Below are 17,461 nucleotides of genomic sequence, written 5' to 3' on the forward strand. Positions count from 1 at the left end.
AACTCTAGTAGTAGTTGTTAGTTTTTTTATTTGAACGGGTGTTGGTATGGTTATTGGTAAGGTAGATGCCTCCCGAAAATGATAGGCACAGCTTTTTTTGGCCTTGCTTTTATTAGAGAGGGGGGAAGGGTTACTTTTTTGATACGACATACTGTTGTCTGTATAAAAGACTATATATAATTACAATGAAGATACAAGAAAGGAAGGGGAGGGCAATGATTGGTAAAACGTCTCGTCAGCTAATAATCTTTCATATCCTTTTATATAGCAAAATTGTTGAATTAGTTGAACTTACTAATTTAATACCAGTTTCTGCAAAAACAATCTCTCGTGATATGAAAGAGATTCAAGAGGCAGGATTGATTCGAGTAATTTTTTCAAAGGGCGAAGGAGGGTATGTTCATATGGATGATGAAAGGCATTGTCCATTTTCACCTCCTGTTTATTCTAACAATAAGGCAAAGGATAGGCATATAGACAGATTAATAAGATTAGCGACAATTATGATCGAATTAAAGGGTCATGTAGAATATCCTTTCTATGATGAAAGAAGCCTTCGTCAAGAAACCTGCAGTACCTGGTACAAAAAGAAATTCCCTAACCTTAGTACAAGAACCATGCAAAGAGATTTTGAAGAGTTAAATAGAATTGGCTATTTTATTGAATACAACCGAGAGGATCAATACTATGAGGTCGATTTTCCCGACGGCATTGAAGGGATTCAGTCAAGAATGGAATACCTAAACAAAAAAATCGTGGGAGGATGATGGGGGATGAATAAAGGTTTATTAGAATCACTCGGCCACAATAAGATAGAAGGTATCCTTGCTACGATTCATGCTTTGGTCGAACTTTCTAACAAAGCTTATAAGTACGGAATCCTAAGTATGGAGGATGATATCCCCAATCTTAGTTCAAATTTCTTTAAACATGCGATCAGACTTATGGTAGAAGGATATTATGAGGAAGAATTAAGGCTGATGCTAGATAATGATATATCGGCTACCGAATGTTCAAGAATGGAATTACTAGAAAAACAATTAATAAAAGAGGGAGCCCTATTGATTATAAGAGGGGAGTATGGAAACCCATTACTAGATCAATTACTTTCCATTATTGAAAAAGATTTAACTCTTAGTCATGAGATCAAAAAGACAGAGGATGTGTTCAAAATATGGATGCTCCTGAAGGGAAATATTTAATATTCATTAAGAATAAATGGTATACAATCAAAATATACGAAAGAAATGAAGGACATCATTTATGCTCCTATCAAATATTAAAAGATAATGAACGAACACTCTATGAATCTTCAACGAAAAAAATATTATTAAGAATTCTTTATGCTATTGAGGCTTACAAGAATCAGTTTAGCAAAGCAGAAAAGGATCAAATAATCAATGATATAAAAGAAATATCCCGGGCGTTGAAGATATCTGGGGATTTTGTTGAAAAAAGTATTAAAGCCATTAAGCTAGAAAATTAAAGCTAGAAAATGAACTAAAAAGTTTCGAATCAATCACTGTAAATACCCAGAGGGAGGGATTGGAGATGGACCAAAAGTACATAGAAGAGATTGTAGAAAATACAAAGGAAGCTTCAAAACAGTGGAATGAATTTGCAAAAGAATGTAAGGATATCAAAACTTTTCAACGTACTTTCCATTTAAGACCGACTAAAGACAAAGTTACTATTGTATCCACATTAGAAGCAAAACCGATGAGAGGAAAGAAAGTTGGAAAAACCACAGTAAAAAGATGGCTTTCAGAACTATATAACATATCTTATTCGAAGCTGTCAGATGAAGAAAAGTCATTGAGACTTACGGAATTAGATTTTGAGGATCGTAAGGAAAGCTCTAAAGATGCCGAAGAGGTCTTCCAAGCAAAAATGATCTCCGATATGTCAAAAAATCAATCACTAAAAAACTTCCTAAAGGTCGATCAGCTAATTTTTATCGCCTCTGAATTTATTTTGCACGATAGGGAGGATCAATCTAAAAGAGAGAGGATTGATATCATCGGCTATGATGGAAGGGATAGATTGTTTTTCTTTGAGCTAAAAAAGCCAAGTAATAAAAAGGATAATCCTGTTACCCAAGTAAAAAGATACGTGGAGGTCTACACAAAGGAAAAGGGTGAGGAGATGAAAAGGGTATTGAGGGAATATCCAATTCACTCCGTAAATAGTGATCATTTGAGGGTTGAAGGGTATGCGGTATATGGATACGGAGAAACAGTGGACTTGGAAAAATCAATAGAGTTCCATAAAAATGGGGAAGCTGGGGTCATTCGATTTCAAGATTGAATGGAGGGATAAGATGCAGTTATGCACGCTATATCATACGGGAGTATATGAATCTGCTAATGGTGTCATTAAAAATAATAGGGTATACCTCCAAGGGGAGGATGGCCAGCTCCGTAATCCAGAAGAGATGTTTATGGCCATAGAAGAATGTGAAGAAGGCCTAATTCAATTTGAGGTAGAAGGAAAATGGGGATTTGCGGATATTTATTCGGGAAAAATAATAATAGAACCTGTATGGGATTACGCTGGCCCCTTCTATCATGGATATGCACATGTGGCATTACATATACAAGTGGAGTCAATGAATCGAGGAGATATCAATTATAGCGGTGGAAAGCATGGTTATATCGATGCCAAAGGTAGGCTTGTTATTCCAATGGAGTACGATGATGCCGTAGATATCCCATATCATCAATGTTTTAAGGTTTTTCAAAATGGGCATTGGGGATTAGTAGATTCTGATAATCATATCTGTATTCCATTTGAGTATGATGAATTATTTTACCTTTATTCCCATAGATGCGTTAAGGCTTCTCGGGATAAAAAGTGGGGCCTTTTAGATGTTCAAAATAGAAGTATTATTCCTGTGGAATGGGATAGTTTAGAGGAAAACCATGAGAACCGTTTATTATTTTGTGCATCCAAAGAACGGTGTGAAGGGCAGGAGATTACGCAGAAGCCAGTATTTGATACTGTTCAAATAAAAGGTGAATCAACCTGTGATTGCTCAGTTAAATGGTCGGTTTTTGATGAAAATGGTCAGCAAATCCTCGAGCCAAGTTTGGATGAAAAGCCTATCCTATATCACAATAAATGGAGGGTTAAGTCAAGGAATCAAGGAATCATGGCTACATCACTTTCCAAAAAATATTACTTACTCAAAAGGAATAGGAGATATGGTGTGCTTTGTGAGGATGGGAGATTAATAGAAGACATAACACTTTATAAAAAGGATGCCATTGCTTTAATAGACAGCCTTTATAAAGAAGAATCTGACGAAGGATAATACTATAAAAGCCAGAGAAGAGGGAATCTCCTATGAAACTGATCATCCATCGAGGAACCCAGCATATCGGAGGAAGTTGTGTTGAGTTGTCGACGGAAAGAACAAGAATTATTTTTGATATCGGTCAAATGCTGCCTTCAATAGAAGATGGGACTCATGTGATAAAAACAGAACCTCCTATCATTGAAGGCTTATATAAGGATGATAAAAAGTCCGTTGATGCAATTTTTGTATCCCATGGACATTGGGACCATATAGGTCTAATCGAGGAGGTCCATCCGTCTATCCCTATTTTTATTGGGGAACAGGCTTTGAATATCGTTAATATGACAGCAAGGTTTACGGGTGGCCAGTCTATCATAAACCCTGCGAATTTGTTAGTGAGTGGAAAGGAAATAAAAATGGGGGATATTTGGATTACTCCTTATTTGGTTGACCATTCTGGGTTTGATGCCTATGCATTTATTATTAAGGCAGATGGTAAATGTATTGTCTATACAGGTGATTTTAGAGACCATGGAAGAAAAAAACTGGCAACGAATTATTTCACCAGTCATATTCCTAAAGGGATTGACGCATTATTAGTTGAAGGAACTATGATGAGTAGGCTGGGAGAAAGGGTCGAAACTGAAAACTGGATTGAAGATCAGGCATATCATTTTATGAAAAGGAGAAATACCCCGATCTTCGTTGTCCAATCTTCAACGAATATTGATCGATTGGTTGGGATGTATAAAGCCGCCAAAAAGAGTGGTCGTATTTTTGTCATCGATATCTTCACCGCACATATTTTATCCCAATTGGGAAGCAGCATCCCAAAGCCAGGTCAGTTTCATGATATTCGGGTGTTTTATCCCTTCAACCTAACAAAAAGAATGTTTAATAGGCTTGATGGAGAATCTTTGCTGAAAAGGTTTAGTCACCACTTAATATCAAGAAAAGAGCTAGGAGAGCGAAATGATTATTGCATGATTATTAGAGGCTCCATGCATTCTGACCTTCAGCATATTAGGAATTTACAGAATGCAGGAGTTATTTATTCCATGTGGAGAGGTTATAAAAAAGACAACCAGATGAAAAGCCTGTTGAAGGATATGAAGCAGAGGGAAATGGAAATCATCGATCTTCACACAAGTGGGCATGCAAGTGTTAAGACAATAAAGAGTATAATTCAAAGAAGCGAGCCAAAAAAGCTAATCCCTATTCACACAGAAAAACCTGGCCAGTTTTCAGAAGAATATAAGGATACATATCTTGCAAAGGATGGGGAAGTAATTAGAATATAGAACCGTTTTTCGAACCTAGAATGGGACGAGAGACCTTAAGCTCTCTCCCATTACATAGGTAACAAATATAGGAGAACACAAAAAAAGTGTGCGGCACTACCAGCCATGACAAAGAGATGCCAAACAGCATGATGGTATTTAAATGCTGGCCAAACATAGAAGATGGCTCCAATGGTATATAAAACCCCGCCAATAACTAAAAAAATCAATCCTTCAAAGGACAGGTTTTCCAATAATGGCTTCCAAGCAATCACAATAAGCCATCCCATGACAACATAAAGGATTGTGGAGGTAAAAAGATACTTTTTCACAAAAAAGCATTTAAAAACTGTCCCTGCAATTGCCAGTCCCCAAATTATCCCGAAGAGCGTCCAGCCTAAAGCTCCTTTGATAGTAACTAGTGAGAAAGGAGTGTAGGTACCAGCTATGAAAAAGTAAATAGAGGAATGGTCAAGAATTTCGAAAACATCCTTTGCTTTCCCTGCTGGAAGACTATGAAGCATGGTAGAGGAAGTATAAAGGATGACCATGGTTACGCCAAAGATGGTGAAGCTCACCACATGCCATGCCGTTCCGTATAGGGATGAAAACACAATTAAGATTACCAAAGCAGCAATGCTTAAAGCCATCCCAATTCCGTGAGTAATACTGTTTGCGATTTCTTCTTGTTTAGAGAATAGATGGGTCGTTGCCAATTTCAGTACTCCTTTCACGTATAGGCTTTTCAATCATAAAAAAAGAATATATTCAAAATACCACTTTCAATTGCGACGCACAACTGACGAATATCATGTGTTTTCTATAATTAAATAAAAAATAAGAAAAAGAAGCTAACTAACCTCTCTCAGGAGATTGTAGCTCCTTTTTCAATTACTTTTATCCAGCCATATCCCGTTTATTGTAACCAATAAAGCCAACAAATGTAATGATGGTAGAGCTTACGATTAAAGTCATGATTGGGACTAATTCTACGTCTTCTGTTTGTATCTTCGGAACATGCTCAAAAACAGATAGCTGATTGACCCATTCAGGAAAATCAAGTAATCCACCAAGATATATGACAATAAAACAAAAGGTTAAATACAACCAACTTAAACCAGTTGCTTTAGGAAAAATCCCGATTAATAGGATAACTATTCCGATCAAGATCCACATGGCAGGTAAATATACTAACGCTGAACCGAAAGTAGTGCTAAAGGATAATCCTTCTTTCATTACACTGGAACCAACAGACCAAAGCCCGAGAGCCACAAGACATTGCATGAAGAAGCTTACAGCAATGGCTATAAGAAGATAACCACCCATTAAGCGAGTACGTGAAACAGAGCGGCTAAAAAAATTTTCTGTATAGCCTTTATTCTCTTCTCCCTTTAGTCTTAACACCGTCATCATGGCAGGAATGGTGCTTATTAGTGACATGATTCCCATTAATAACGTGATAAATTGATCAGTCATAGAGGAATTTGGATCCTCCAGAAAGGCCTGTATAAAATCCATATCAGAAAAATATGTTTCTAAATCTCCAAGCACAGACCCAAAGGAAACACTTAAAAGGAAAAGTCCTATCGCCCAAGAAACAATATTGGTTCTCTGCAGCCTTAAGGTAAGACCAATTGGATTTTGTAATAAGCCGGATGCATGTTTGTTCCCTTTTCTTGCTGGGATAAACCCAGAATCAATATCACGAATGGAACTCAAGTAAAAGGCCGAACAAACCAAAATCATGCATATAGTTATTGATAATAGTACTGGCCACCATTTATTAGATAAAAAAACATCCGATCTCACAGCCCAACCTAGGGGAGATAATAATGAAAGAGCATCACTACTTACATCACCAATAGCACGAACAAGATAGAAAGCAATTAATAGGGATAAAGAAATCATAGTTGTTCCTCTAGAGGTTTCTGCAAGTTGTGCAAATACTGCTGTTAGACAGGCAAACACTAATCCTGTTCCTCCTAATATGGATCCATATAAAAGGGAGCCTTCCCAATCGATACCTTCCACTCCTAAAGTGACCAAGCCACATCCAGTAATCAATATTAATAGCACATTTGTAGTTAAAATGACGATTATGGAAGCGGCTAAATAGGAAAGGCGTCCTACTGGTAGTGAACGGATCATTTCTAGCCTTCCATCTTCCTCATCTGCTCGAGTGCATCGCCCAACTAGTAAAATATTCATAATAGCCACAGCAATAACTGTGAATAGCAGCATCTCATGTGAGAACATTCCGCCAATGGTATAGTCTTCAACATCCTTTCCAGGACCAAGCATGGCAACCATCGCAGGATTTTCCATAGTAACAGCAAAGCCTAAACGGTCTTCGTTTGTTTGATAAACATTTGGATAGGATGAAGCAGCAGCTAAGGTGACAGCAATAATACCAAATAACCAAACCAAAATCTTAAACCGTTCATGTCGAAAGAGAAGCTTGGATATTTTTCCTGTTCCTATAAACAAACGAGAACCCATTACAACTCACCCCCAGCTTCTGGATGAGCTGGCTTTATTCCTTCATAATGTCGCATGAACAAATCCTCTAACGTTGGCGGGGCACTTTCCAATTTGATAATGCCAAATTGGCTAATATAACGAATCACTGAATCTATTTCTTCAGTGTCGACTTGGAAGGATAGCTCGGAATCCTTGCTTAAGAGATTATAAACACCTTTCATTTCATGTAAGTTTGGAATAGATTCCTTCGTTTGAAGCACTAAGTTTGAACGAGTCAAATGGCGCAATTCACTCAATGTTCCTGTCTCTATAATTTTCCCCTGGCGAATGATTGCCACCTTGTCACATAGTTTCTCAACCTCTGATAAAATATGACTGGATAAGAGTACACTTTTACCGGCCGCTTTGACCTCCATAACACATTCCTGAAAGAGTCTTTCCATTAGCGGGTCTAATCCTGAAGTTGGTTCGTCTAAAATATATAGGTCTGCATCAGACGCAAAGGCAGCGATTAAGGCGATTTTTTGGCGATTCCCTTTAGAATAGGTCCGGCACTTTTTGGTAGGATCTAAACCAAATCTTTCTATCAATACTTTCCTTTTTCCGATGTTTTCATTGCCTTTCATTTTTAAGAAAAGATCAATAACCTCGCCACCTGTTAAATTAGGCCAAAGGTTTGCATCCCCAGGGACATAAGCGACCCGTTTATGTATGTCTACGGCATCCTTCCATGCATCCATACCAAATATTTTTACTTCCCCTTCAGTTGGCTTAAGCATTCCAAGCAGCACGCGAATGGTTGTTGATTTCCCGGCACCATTAGGACCAATAAATCCATAAATTTCACCCTTGTTTACAGTTAAATGAATGTTCTCTAAGGCAGTGAATTTTCCGAATTTCTTGGTTAATCTTTTTACTTCTAATATGCTCATGTTGTTACTTTCCTCCTATCTATAGAAACTTCTTTCAAGAATAGATTGATACTCTTTAAATTCCTTTGATAGAAAATCCATATCAACCTCCGACCATTTTTTCCTGAGAATGGTTGAGTGTTTGTGGTTGATAACCCTTTATAACATATATAACCACAGTTATTAGTAGAATTTGTGAACAAATTGTCGCAACCAAATGATGGAATTGTGAATTGTTTAGAAAAACGATTGCACTACAGGTCTAGTGATTATATAATCAGTTTTGTGAAAAGGTTCACAATTAAGCATCATTAGAGGAGGATTTTCATATGAAAGCTGCAGTTGTTAGTTCAACACAACCTGGTAAATTAGACATTATTGAAAAAGAACTTCGCCCATTAAAAGCTGGTGAAGCTTTAGTTGATATTGAGTATTGTGGTGTTTGCCACACTGACTTGCACGTTGCAAAAGGTGACTTTGGAGCAGTACCTGGCCGTATTCCTGGACATGAAGGTGTCGGTATTGTAAAAGAAGTAGCACCAGATGTAACTAGTATCAAAGTTGGAGATCGCGTAAGTGTTGCTTGGTTCTTCGAAGGCTGTGGAACTTGTGAATATTGTTTAACTGGAAATGAAACTTTCTGCCGCAACGTTAAAAATGCTGGATTCACTGTTGATGGCGCTATGGCTGAACAATGTATTGTTACAGCTGACTATGCAGTTAAAGTTCCAGAAGGACTAGATCCTGCTCAAGCAAGTAGTATTACTTGTGCTGGAGTAACTTGCTATAAAGCTATTAAAGTTGCTGATATCAAGCCTGGTCAATGGATTGCTATCTATGGCTGTGGTGGATTAGGAAACCTAGCTATTCAATATGCTAAAAACGTATTTAATGCAAAAGTTATTGCTATTGACATTAGCGACGACAAATTAGCATTAGCTAAAGAAATTGGGGCAGATCTTACTGTTAACCCTCTTACTGATGGAGATGCAGGAAAATGGATTCAAGAGCAAGTTGGCGGAGCACATTCTGCTGTTGTAACTGCTGTATCTAAAGTGGCATTTAACCAAGCAGTAAACTCTGTTCGTGCAATGGGTAAAGTAGTTGCAGTTGGATTACCACCAGAAACTATGGATCTTGAAATTGTGAAAACAGTTCTTGATGGGGTTCAAGTTGTTGGTTCTCTTGTTGGAACTCGTAAAGATCTAGAAGAAGCATTCCAATTTGGTGCAGAAGGAAAAGTTGTTCCAATCGTACAAACTCGTTGCCTACATGAAGCTAACGATATTTTCCAAGAGATGGAAGAAGGAAAAATTCAAGGCCGTATGGTTATTGATATGCATAAACATTAATAATAAAAAGAAAAAGGCCTCCTATAAAATGGTACCTGTAGTTAGGACACTTGAAAAAGAGTGTTTTATCTACAGGTATTTTTTTATATACTTGAATTTCAAGACAATGAGGAAAAGGGACATTATTTATGAGTAAAATAATATTTTCATCTAAAGAGATAAAAACACTTCAAAAAAATCCAAATGTACTGCGTGTTAGCGAGCGAGCTATTACATATACTGATTCCTTTAAAGGTAGATTTATGGAGGAGTATCTTGCTGGTAAACTTCCTCGAACAATTTTTAAAGAGAGCGGCTTCGATGTGGACGTGATCGGAATAAAGCGAATGGAACAATCAGCCTATAGGTGGAAAAAAGCCTATGAAAAGAATGGATTAATTGGGCTTACAGATTCGAGGAAATCGGCTTCTGGCAGACCATTAAAACGTGAACTTACACCTTCCGAAGTGATTGAAAGGCAAGAAGCAAGGATTAAGCTACTGGAGGGACAGGTAGAGCTATTAAAAAAGCTAGACACGACAGAAAGGAGGCTACTAAACGCAAGCGAAAATCTATATCTGAGTAAAGTGTATCAGCTTATTTATAAGACCATTGAACAAAATCAATTTAAGCGAATGACAAAGTACTTTTGTGATCTTTTAGGAGTTTCTCGTTCAGGGTACTATAGTTACCTAAAGGCTTTTGATATCCGAGAAGCAAGAGAGAAAATGGATTTAGAAGCGAAAGAAATAATACTAAAAGCATTTAATCGACGGGGATATAAGAAAGGATCGCGTTCCATTAAAATGACACTGGAGAATGACTATAACATTATCTTTAGTCGAAAAAAGATTCAAAGAATCATGAATAAGTATGGAATTGTCTGCCCTCATAGAAGGCCAAATCCTTATAAAAAAATCGCTAAAGCAACAAAAGAGCATCAAGTCGTTCCAAACAAGTTAAACAGAGAATTTAAGCAAGGAGTTCCTGGAAAAGTGTTATTAACGGATATTACGTATTTGCCATATAACGGGAATTGTATGGCATATTTGTCAACTGTAAAAGATGCTTCCACTAATGAAATCCTAGCTTATCATGTTTCAGACCGGATTACTTTAGATATAGCAATTCGGACGATCCTTAAATTAGTCAACAACAAGAAAGTTACTCTACATAAAGATGCCTTTATCCACTCGGACCAAGGAAGCCATTTCACGAGCCCAAGATATCAAAGGTTACTAAAAAAATATGGCTTAGGCCAATCTATGTCTCGGAGAGGAAACTGTTGGGATAATGCCCCACAGGAGTCTTTCTTTGGTCATCTAAAAGATGAAGTAGATTACCAATCAGCTAGAACATTGAAAGAATTAAAGGCGAAAATAAATCACTATATGGTTTACTATAACAATTATCGATATCAGTGGAACTTAAAAAAGATGACCCCTATTCAATATAGGAATCATCTTTTAGCAGCTTAATCTCTTTTTTTATTGTGTCCTTGACATAGGTGCCAGTTTAGTTTTCCTTACATTTTTATTTATTTTTATCGTCTTTCACATTTCTCCAGCATCTTCATTAAGAACACATTTAGTATTAAGTGGTCATCCAATCCTTGCATTTGAAACTGAGTTTAAAAAAATAGAAAGTGAAAGTCATATAAGCGACAATGCACAGTTATATGAATTATCTGAACCTCCATTTGAATCAGCTACCCAAACAAAGCTAGGGACTTTTCTGGTGAAGCGATACGGAATTTTTTATTTTTCCAAGTATTATGCAGATGTATAGTAGATCAAATAATCAGATGTGAAAAAAGGATAGATGAATGCAGGTCTGTAAACCTGTTCATCTATCCATTCTTTTTTCCGCTATATAAAATCTAACGTGTTAAAAAATTTTCGGGCGTTTTAATGTTATTTCTTGTCTTTTTTCTTACTTTCCTGTGACTGTTTGGAAGAGTACAATGCTTGCTGTCTTTCGTTAAATTGAATCATTATGATTTCACGCTTAAATAATGCTTCCCTTTGTTTTTGGATACTCATTATACATTCCCCCCTTTAATATTATCTTACTATAAATATTATAAAATTGAAAGCGCTTACTTTATTATATTCACTATTTTTATATTGAATACCCTTTTATATTACTTTTATATAATTTTATTGAGAAATTGTGCTAAGAATGAAGGCAAATAAAAAAGCGCTCAAATAAATGAACGCTTATCACCTATCAATGACACAAATCATATTAATTCAATGATGAAATAGAACGACCAATCGTGTTGTTCAGTTCATCCATTATTTTCTCGATGCGATCCTTTGGGACGACTAAATTCAAGTTTTTATTTGTATTACAGCAAATTCCATACTTTTTAAAAACTCCTCTTGTTGAGGGCCATGCTAATAAAATTCCATTAACTGGCATATTCTCTTGGATAATCAAAAAAAGCACCACCTTGTTGTCATGAGTTGTCTACATTATACGCCAATTTATTATTATTCAACCAAAGCAATTATGAAGGATCATCGAAAGTTTCAGTTTCCTTAAACATTCATTTAATAAAAGATGATTTTGTAAACCCATTCTTGGATTGTTGCAAATAAAGTAATAAATTCCACCTTTTAAAATATAAATATATCAACAGCATGTACGGTCAAATTCTTTTAGTCTAATAAGGGGGAGGTTACGAAGTGAGAAAAATAAGTATTCTGCTATTTTCCGCTTTGATGCTTGTTATTTTCACAGCATGTAGTTCCAACGAGAAAGCAAAAAATGATGAGCCGAAACAAAGCTCAGAAGAAAAAAATGAATATGGATTAATTGAAGATGGAAAATTGACTTTTGCAGCATCAGGAGAATTTAAACCGTTTAGCTACATGGAAGGGAGTAAGATGGTTGGATTTGATATTGCAGTTGGAGAAGCAATTGCTAAAAAATTAGGCTTAGAACCGAATCCACAAAAGGCCGCGTTTTCTGGAATTGTTACTGGTGTGGTTGAGGGTAGGTATGATATTGCTGTTGCCAGTCATACAATCACAGAGGAACGATTGAAACAGGTAAATTTTACAACTCCTTACTATTACTCTGGTCCAGTCATTTATACAAGGCCTGATAGCAATATCAAATCTGCAGAAAATCTAAAGGGGAAAGAAGTGTCAGTTGCGAGGGGAACTGCGTATCTAGACATCGCACAGGAATATACGAAAAATATCCCACAGGTTGACAGCGATGTGGTTGCTTTGCAATCCCTGGCTAGTGGTCACCATGATGCTGTAATTACAGATGATATTACCGGACAAACAGCAATCGATAACGGTCTAAAAATTGAAAATCGAGGTTACCTCGGATTAAGTGAACAGGGCATCGCGGTTAATAAAGAAAATAAAACCTTATTAGATGCAGTAAATAAAGCTCTACAAGAAATGATTGATAGTGGGGAATTGGCAAAGCTTTCTGAGAAATGGATCGGTGTGGATATCACCAAGAAACCAGCTGAATAAGATAAAAACTAAAAAATGTGTGCAGCTGCTGCACACATTTTTTCATAAAGGGGGATGTTCATTTGCCTGATTTGGCGCATTTTTTCCAAGTTTTTATAAGTAGTTTTGATTTCTTTTTAAATGGGTTATGGATCACTACTAAAATATCTATTGTATCCTTAATTATTGCGTTATTTATCGGAATTTTCTTTGCCTTACTTAAGATTTCTAACATAAAAGTATTGGTTTGGATTGCAGATGCTTATATATGGCTTGTTAGAGGAACTCCCTTAGTGGTCCAAATATTTATTTTATTCTATGGATTAACTAATATTCTCGTTATTCCAATGTTTTGGGCTGGTGTAGCAGGACTTGCCTTTCACAGTGGGGCATATATTGCTGAAATCATAAGAGGAGCCATCCAGTCAATAGATAAGGGGCAAAGGGAAGCAGCTATGTCACTTGGGATGTCAAAAGGCCTTACCATGAGAAGAATTATATTTCCTCAAGCCTTTCGAAGAGCACTTCCAGCCCTAGGTAACCAATTTATCATTGGGATTAAGGACTCATCACTTGTTTCATTCATTGGAATGCAGGATTTATTCGGTGTTGCCAGCACCATGGGCTCCAACCACTTCGATTTCCTAAGCTATTACTTAACCGTTGCAGTCTATTATTTATTCATTGTTTTATTACTCACCTATATTGTTAGTCGTGTTGAGAAAAAAATGACTGTTAGCGATTAGAGGAAGGGAGGGTTATGATGAGTGAAAAAAAGGAAATGATCAAAGTAAAAGACTTAAACAAATCCTTTGGTGATTTACATGTCTTAAAAAATATCAATCTAACTGTTCATGAAAGTGAGGTTGTTGTGCTTATCGGCGCCAGTGGGTCAGGAAAAAGTACCCTCCTACGTTGCCTTAATTTCCTTGAAGTAAAGGACAGTGGGGATATTTTTATCAAAGGGTCAAAGATTGATATAAAAAAGGATAATTTGAATAATGTAAGAGAAAATGTCGGGATGGTGTTTCAGCATTTCAACTTATTCCCTCACAAAACCGTGTTAGAAAATGTCATTGAAGCACCGACCCAAGTCAAAAAAATACCGAAGGAGCAGGCAATAGAAGAAGGAATGGCCTTGCTCGAAAAGGTTGGGCTAAGCGACAAATTCAACGTCTATCCTGCTAAGCTATCAGGTGGGCAAAAGCAACGCGTGGCCATTGCCCGCGCCCTTGCAATGAAACCAGCTGTGATGCTATTTGATGAACCTACCTCTGCTCTTGATCCAGAGCTTGTTGGAGAGGTATTAGCCACCATGAGGGAGCTGGCTAAAGAAGGAATGACCATGGTCGTAGTGACACATGAAATAGGATTTGCTCGAGAGGTTGGAGATATAGCCGTGTATATGGATGATGGAAAAATAGTGGAAACAGGAAACCCTCAAGAGCTATTTAACAATCCGAGGGAAGAACGGACAAGGGCGTTCTTAAATTCTGTTTTTTAGTTAATGGGGTGATTTATGGAGCTTGCTGAAAGTTGGTATGACTGCAATTGAAAGAAAGGGGGTGTAAGGAAAATACATTGAAACCTCGGTTTTGATTTACAGATACCAAAATGTACAACCAAAAACTGTGATAAAAAAAGGACTCTCAATTACGAGAGTCCTATTTAATGCTCGCTTTAAGTTGATTTATTGGATTTTCCTATATTTGATAGAAAAATACTAGTTAACAATCATCCAATACCTACTATAAGTAACAAAATATAATAGGGTGTTTTATCCATGTCTGCTGAAGCTCCTATCTAACCCGCTCCTATTGGGCCAACTATCATTGGTGTTATTTTAAACTTTATTTTACCACTGCCCATGTTCAACGCTTCCCTTATAAAAGAATACTACGAGAACATATTTAAAAAGTAGCTTACAAATGCTCTTTTTTTAATAGTAAAAATTTTAGATTTAACGATGTTGATCTAATAGAATAGGATTTCCATCAGGATCTTCAATCATAATAAAAGCTGGTCCTACACCCGATGGATCTGCTTCAGTAAGAATATGAATTCCTTTTTCCTTAAGCTGTTTTTGTAGCTCTCGAACGTCTGTAAAGGATTCAAGATTTTCTGCATTTTGATTCCAGCCTGGATTAAAGGTGAGAGTATTATTCTCAATCATCCCTTGGAATAGTCCAATGATGCAATCTGCGTTTTTCATAATTAGCCAATTTTGATTAATATCTCCACCAAATACTTGAAATCCTAGATTTTCATAAAATATTTTGGAAACATGAATGTCTTTTACATTTAAACTTATAGAAAATGCTCCTAGTTTCATAGGTCTTCCTCCTTTTAGTATGTTTGCTAGAACGTAATCTATATTAGTACATCATTCCATAGATTTAGTATAGTTGAGTACATGGAAATATACAATATTATCCAATAGTATGAACATAAGCAGGGGTTAAGATTATTAATGTAGAAGTATTTTATAAAAGGTAAAAAAGGTTATCAAAGTGGTTTATTAGACTTAGTTTCTGTACACTTAGAGGAATTTCCCTTAAGTTGAAGGCTTTAAAATTTGTGATATTGGACATGTTTATAAGGGGATGGTGGGTATTATGAATTATGAAGAAATTATGCAAAAGCTTGAAGGATTAGGTTCTGAACAAACGAAAAAAATATTTGAGAATCATGGGGTAAAAGAACCTTTTTTTGGTGTGAAAATAGGAGATTTGAAAAAGCTTGTTAAGTATGTGAAAAAGGATCATGAATTAGCCTTGCAATTATATAATTCAGGGAACCATGATGCCATGTACTTGGCAGGTCTTTCGGTTAATCCAAAAATTATCTCAAAAGAGACCTTAAAGGATTGGGCTAAGAAAGCATACTGGTATATGATAGCAGAATATACTGTCGCACAAGTAGCAGCAGAAAGCAAATATGCCCTAGTATTAGCAAGGGAATGGATACAATCTAAGGCAGAAATGGAAGCAGTTTGTGGATGGAGTACGTATTCTAACTATTTATCGATTACACCTGATGAAGAGCTAGATCTTGAGGAAATAAGAGCTTTGTTGAATCAAGTGAAAAACACCATTCATGAAGAGAGAAATCGAGTACGATATGTGATGAATGGATTTGTCATTTCAGTGGGCACCTATGTAGCGAAGCTTAATGAGGAAGCAAAACTTGTTGCTGAGCAAATTGGAAAAGTGAATGTAAATGTAGGGAATACCGCTTGTAAGGTACCACTTGCTACAGATTATATTAAGAAAGTAGAAGAGAGGAATCGAGTAGGAGTCAAAAGAAAGTCGTGTGTGTGTTAAATGGCAATGCACGAAAACAATGGAATCACCTAAATAAACATCCAACACAGTAGAGTCAATTTTTATGGAGGGAAAACTTTGACAAGTAAATTTCAAAAGATTACAGCAAATTTATGGTTCAATGATGAAGCAGAGGATGCAGCACGATTTTACACATCAATCTTTAAGAATTCAAAAATAAATCGAATAATCCGATATAGAACAGAGAAACCCGATTCGAATGGTAATTCGGAGGGTGCAGTAATGACAGTTGCTTTTCAATTAGAAGGGAATGAATTTGTTGCATTAAATGGCGGCCCAAATTATCCATTCACTGAGGCCATATCGTTTATTGTGAATTGTGAGAATCAGGAAGAAATAGATTATTATTGGGAAAAACTCTCTGAAGGCGGAGACAAGAAAGCACAAGTATGTGGTTGGTTAAAAGATAAGTTCGGTGTCTCCTGGCAAATAGTCCCTGCAGTGCTAAATGATATGTTAAGTAATGCAAACTCAAAAAAATCAGATAGAGTGATGAAAACGTTACTTCAAATGAAAACTAAAATCAATATTGAGGAGCTCAACAGGGCTTTTGAGGATATTTAAAAATCAAAATAGGGTGGGTGAGGATTTTGTTATTCTTTCAAACTCGGTTTTGTCTCTGATGTGCTAGGAAGGACCGTTCTCTTGCTTCACCCGCATTAATTGTCTTTCATGCGGGGAATGAAAGACAATTTCCTTGTTCTTCGGATGAATTTTGTCTTTCATAAAGGAAATGGAAGATCACTCTCTTTTACCTTCAACCATTTAAACCTTTATAACGAATCCAAATAACATTTCGTCTACGCCATCTACATATTTTCCCCGCCGGCTAATATTGGAAATCCCTATTGTATTTGTTAAGCTAAACTTGAACCAATATTAAATCAAAATACCTTATCCAATAAAGGAGATAAAATTAAGGAGAAGTTTCTCTATGAAAATAAGATTATATTGGCCAAACTGTAGGATGTCATACAATCAAAATCAACTTCAAGGAGATGCCTTTTGGGTGGAATGTTTGCCAAAAGAAGCCGAGGAGAAGGTATATCCATTTCTTTCAGATGAACAAATTGAAGAAAGTAAGAAGTATTGGAAACAAGGCACAAGAGACATGAATGATGATTTCCGAATCGAAACCAATCGCATGTGCTTTTTGGTTTCAAAGGATAAAGAATTAATCATACCAATGTCGTGGTCTTATCCCTATTCAGGTCATTGGAATGGATATTGTCCTTTTGAAGGTATTGATGAGGTTGAGATAAAACGACTATCGGAAATAGGTAATCTTACACCTAAAACTCCTGTTAATAAATAAATTTATATTGTTGAAAAAGAAA

Annotated in this window: 20 protein-coding genes; 14 read left to right on the top strand and 6 right to left on the bottom strand. The window is 36.4% G+C overall.

Annotation, left to right across the window (positions count from 1 at the left end; genetic code table 11):
- Nucleotides 1–215 precede the first annotated feature (215 nt).
- The 6 genes from BQ6100_RS01025 to BQ6100_RS01050 all read left to right on the top strand — a co-directional run bounded on the left by BQ6100_RS01025 (nucleotide 216) and on the right by BQ6100_RS01050 (nucleotide 4,599).
- Entirely contained in the window at nucleotides 216–767 is a 552-nt protein-coding gene (locus BQ6100_RS01025) for a DeoR family transcriptional regulator (protein ID WP_075979981.1), read from the top strand.
- Between the two features lie 6 nt (nucleotides 768–773).
- Complete coding sequence (locus BQ6100_RS01030; RefSeq protein ID WP_075979982.1) at nucleotides 774–1,202, top strand: MotA/TolQ/ExbB proton channel family protein; 429 nt, start codon at nucleotides 774–776, stop codon at nucleotides 1,200–1,202.
- Nucleotides 1,175–1,486, top strand: a complete 312-nt coding sequence (locus tag BQ6100_RS01035) for a hypothetical protein (protein WP_075979983.1) — start codon at nucleotides 1,175–1,177, stop codon at nucleotides 1,484–1,486. The genes BQ6100_RS01030 and BQ6100_RS01035 overlap by 28 nt, the downstream gene beginning before the upstream one ends.
- 65 nt (nucleotides 1,487–1,551) lie before the next feature.
- Nucleotides 1,552–2,307, top strand: a complete 756-nt coding sequence (locus BQ6100_RS01040; RefSeq protein WP_075979984.1) for an endonuclease NucS domain-containing protein — start codon at nucleotides 1,552–1,554, stop codon at nucleotides 2,305–2,307.
- A gap of 13 nt (nucleotides 2,308–2,320) precedes the next feature.
- Entirely contained in the window at nucleotides 2,321–3,313 is a 993-nt protein-coding gene (locus tag BQ6100_RS01045; protein ID WP_075979985.1) for a WG repeat-containing protein, read from the top strand.
- A gap of 32 nt (nucleotides 3,314–3,345) precedes the next feature.
- Nucleotides 3,346–4,599 (top strand): MBL fold metallo-hydrolase, encoded by a 1,254-nt coding sequence (locus BQ6100_RS01050; protein ID WP_075979986.1) that lies wholly within the window; start codon nucleotides 3,346–3,348, stop codon nucleotides 4,597–4,599.
- A gap of 50 nt (nucleotides 4,600–4,649) precedes the next feature.
- Here the strand turns inward: BQ6100_RS01050 and trhA are convergent, their stop codons facing one another.
- From trhA to BQ6100_RS01065, 3 genes are all read right to left on the bottom strand, one after another.
- Nucleotides 4,650–5,294: a PAQR family membrane homeostasis protein TrhA gene (gene trhA, locus BQ6100_RS01055; protein WP_075979987.1), complete on the bottom strand. Its 645-nt coding sequence runs from the start codon at nucleotides 5,292–5,294 to the stop codon at nucleotides 4,650–4,652.
- Nucleotides 5,295–5,475: 181 nt separating this feature from the next.
- The gene (locus tag BQ6100_RS01060; RefSeq protein ID WP_075979988.1) at nucleotides 5,476–7,077 is read right to left on the bottom strand and encodes an ABC transporter permease; all 1,602 of its coding nucleotides are present in this window, start codon (nucleotides 7,075–7,077) and stop codon (nucleotides 5,476–5,478) included.
- Nucleotides 7,077–7,991 carry an ABC transporter ATP-binding protein gene (locus BQ6100_RS01065; RefSeq protein WP_075979989.1) on the bottom strand — a complete coding sequence of 305 codons (915 nt, stop codon included), beginning with the start codon at nucleotides 7,989–7,991 and terminating at the stop codon, nucleotides 7,077–7,079. The genes BQ6100_RS01060 and BQ6100_RS01065 overlap by 1 nt, the downstream gene beginning before the upstream one ends.
- 308 nt (nucleotides 7,992–8,299) lie before the next feature.
- On the opposite strand from BQ6100_RS01065, the gene adhP reads away from it, so the two are divergent.
- Together adhP and BQ6100_RS01075 are read left to right on the top strand one after the other, a co-directional pair.
- A complete protein-coding gene (adhP, locus tag BQ6100_RS01070; RefSeq protein ID WP_075979990.1) occupies nucleotides 8,300–9,322 on the top strand; it encodes an alcohol dehydrogenase AdhP in 1,023 nt (340 codons plus the stop codon).
- Between the two features lie 128 nt (nucleotides 9,323–9,450).
- Complete coding sequence (locus BQ6100_RS01075) at nucleotides 9,451–10,779, top strand: IS3 family transposase (protein WP_075979991.1); 1,329 nt, start codon at nucleotides 9,451–9,453, stop codon at nucleotides 10,777–10,779.
- A gap of 435 nt (nucleotides 10,780–11,214) precedes the next feature.
- On the opposite strand, the gene BQ6100_RS21785 is transcribed toward BQ6100_RS01075, so the two are convergent.
- Both BQ6100_RS21785 and BQ6100_RS01080 read right to left on the bottom strand, forming a co-directional pair.
- Nucleotides 11,215–11,343, bottom strand: coding sequence for a hypothetical protein (locus tag BQ6100_RS21785; protein ID WP_261798566.1), 129 nt, complete (start codon nucleotides 11,341–11,343; stop codon nucleotides 11,215–11,217).
- A gap of 205 nt (nucleotides 11,344–11,548) precedes the next feature.
- Nucleotides 11,549–11,743: a hypothetical protein gene (locus BQ6100_RS01080; protein ID WP_075979992.1), complete on the bottom strand. Its 195-nt coding sequence runs from the start codon at nucleotides 11,741–11,743 to the stop codon at nucleotides 11,549–11,551.
- 248 nt (nucleotides 11,744–11,991) lie between these two features.
- On the opposite strand from BQ6100_RS01080, the gene BQ6100_RS01085 reads away from it, so the two are divergent.
- The 3 genes from BQ6100_RS01085 (at nucleotide 11,992) to BQ6100_RS01095 (ending at nucleotide 14,284) form a co-directional block, all read left to right on the top strand.
- Nucleotides 11,992–12,801, top strand: coding sequence for a transporter substrate-binding domain-containing protein (locus BQ6100_RS01085; protein ID WP_097677892.1), 810 nt, complete (start codon nucleotides 11,992–11,994; stop codon nucleotides 12,799–12,801).
- A gap of 62 nt (nucleotides 12,802–12,863) precedes the next feature.
- Nucleotides 12,864–13,526: an amino acid ABC transporter permease gene (locus BQ6100_RS01090; protein WP_075979993.1), complete on the top strand. Its 663-nt coding sequence runs from the start codon at nucleotides 12,864–12,866 to the stop codon at nucleotides 13,524–13,526.
- Between the two features lie 17 nt (nucleotides 13,527–13,543).
- Nucleotides 13,544–14,284, top strand: coding sequence for an amino acid ABC transporter ATP-binding protein (locus BQ6100_RS01095; protein ID WP_075979994.1), 741 nt, complete (start codon nucleotides 13,544–13,546; stop codon nucleotides 14,282–14,284).
- A gap of 456 nt (nucleotides 14,285–14,740) precedes the next feature.
- Here the strand turns inward: BQ6100_RS01095 and BQ6100_RS01100 are convergent, their stop codons facing one another.
- Nucleotides 14,741–15,112, bottom strand: a complete 372-nt coding sequence (locus BQ6100_RS01100; protein ID WP_075979995.1) for a VOC family protein — start codon at nucleotides 15,110–15,112, stop codon at nucleotides 14,741–14,743.
- Nucleotides 15,113–15,395: 283 nt separating this feature from the next.
- On the opposite strand from BQ6100_RS01100, the gene BQ6100_RS01105 reads away from it, so the two are divergent.
- The 3 genes from BQ6100_RS01105 to BQ6100_RS01115 all read left to right on the top strand — a co-directional run bounded on the left by BQ6100_RS01105 (nucleotide 15,396) and on the right by BQ6100_RS01115 (nucleotide 17,439).
- On the top strand, nucleotides 15,396–16,103 hold the full coding sequence (locus tag BQ6100_RS01105) for a DNA alkylation repair protein (RefSeq protein ID WP_075979996.1): 708 nt from the start codon (nucleotides 15,396–15,398) through the stop codon (nucleotides 16,101–16,103).
- A 78-nt stretch (nucleotides 16,104–16,181) separates the two neighbouring features.
- The gene (locus BQ6100_RS01110) at nucleotides 16,182–16,688 is read left to right on the top strand and encodes a VOC family protein (protein ID WP_075979997.1); all 507 of its coding nucleotides are present in this window, start codon (nucleotides 16,182–16,184) and stop codon (nucleotides 16,686–16,688) included.
- 370 nt (nucleotides 16,689–17,058) lie between these two features.
- Nucleotides 17,059–17,439, top strand: coding sequence for a hypothetical protein (locus BQ6100_RS01115; protein WP_075979998.1), 381 nt, complete (start codon nucleotides 17,059–17,061; stop codon nucleotides 17,437–17,439).
- Nucleotides 17,440–17,461 lie beyond the last annotated feature (22 nt).

This window comes from Bacillus massilinigeriensis (assembly GCF_900117315.1).
GTDB classification, from domain to species: Bacteria; Bacillota; Bacilli; order Bacillales; family Cytobacillaceae; genus Bacillus_BE; species Bacillus_BE massilionigeriensis.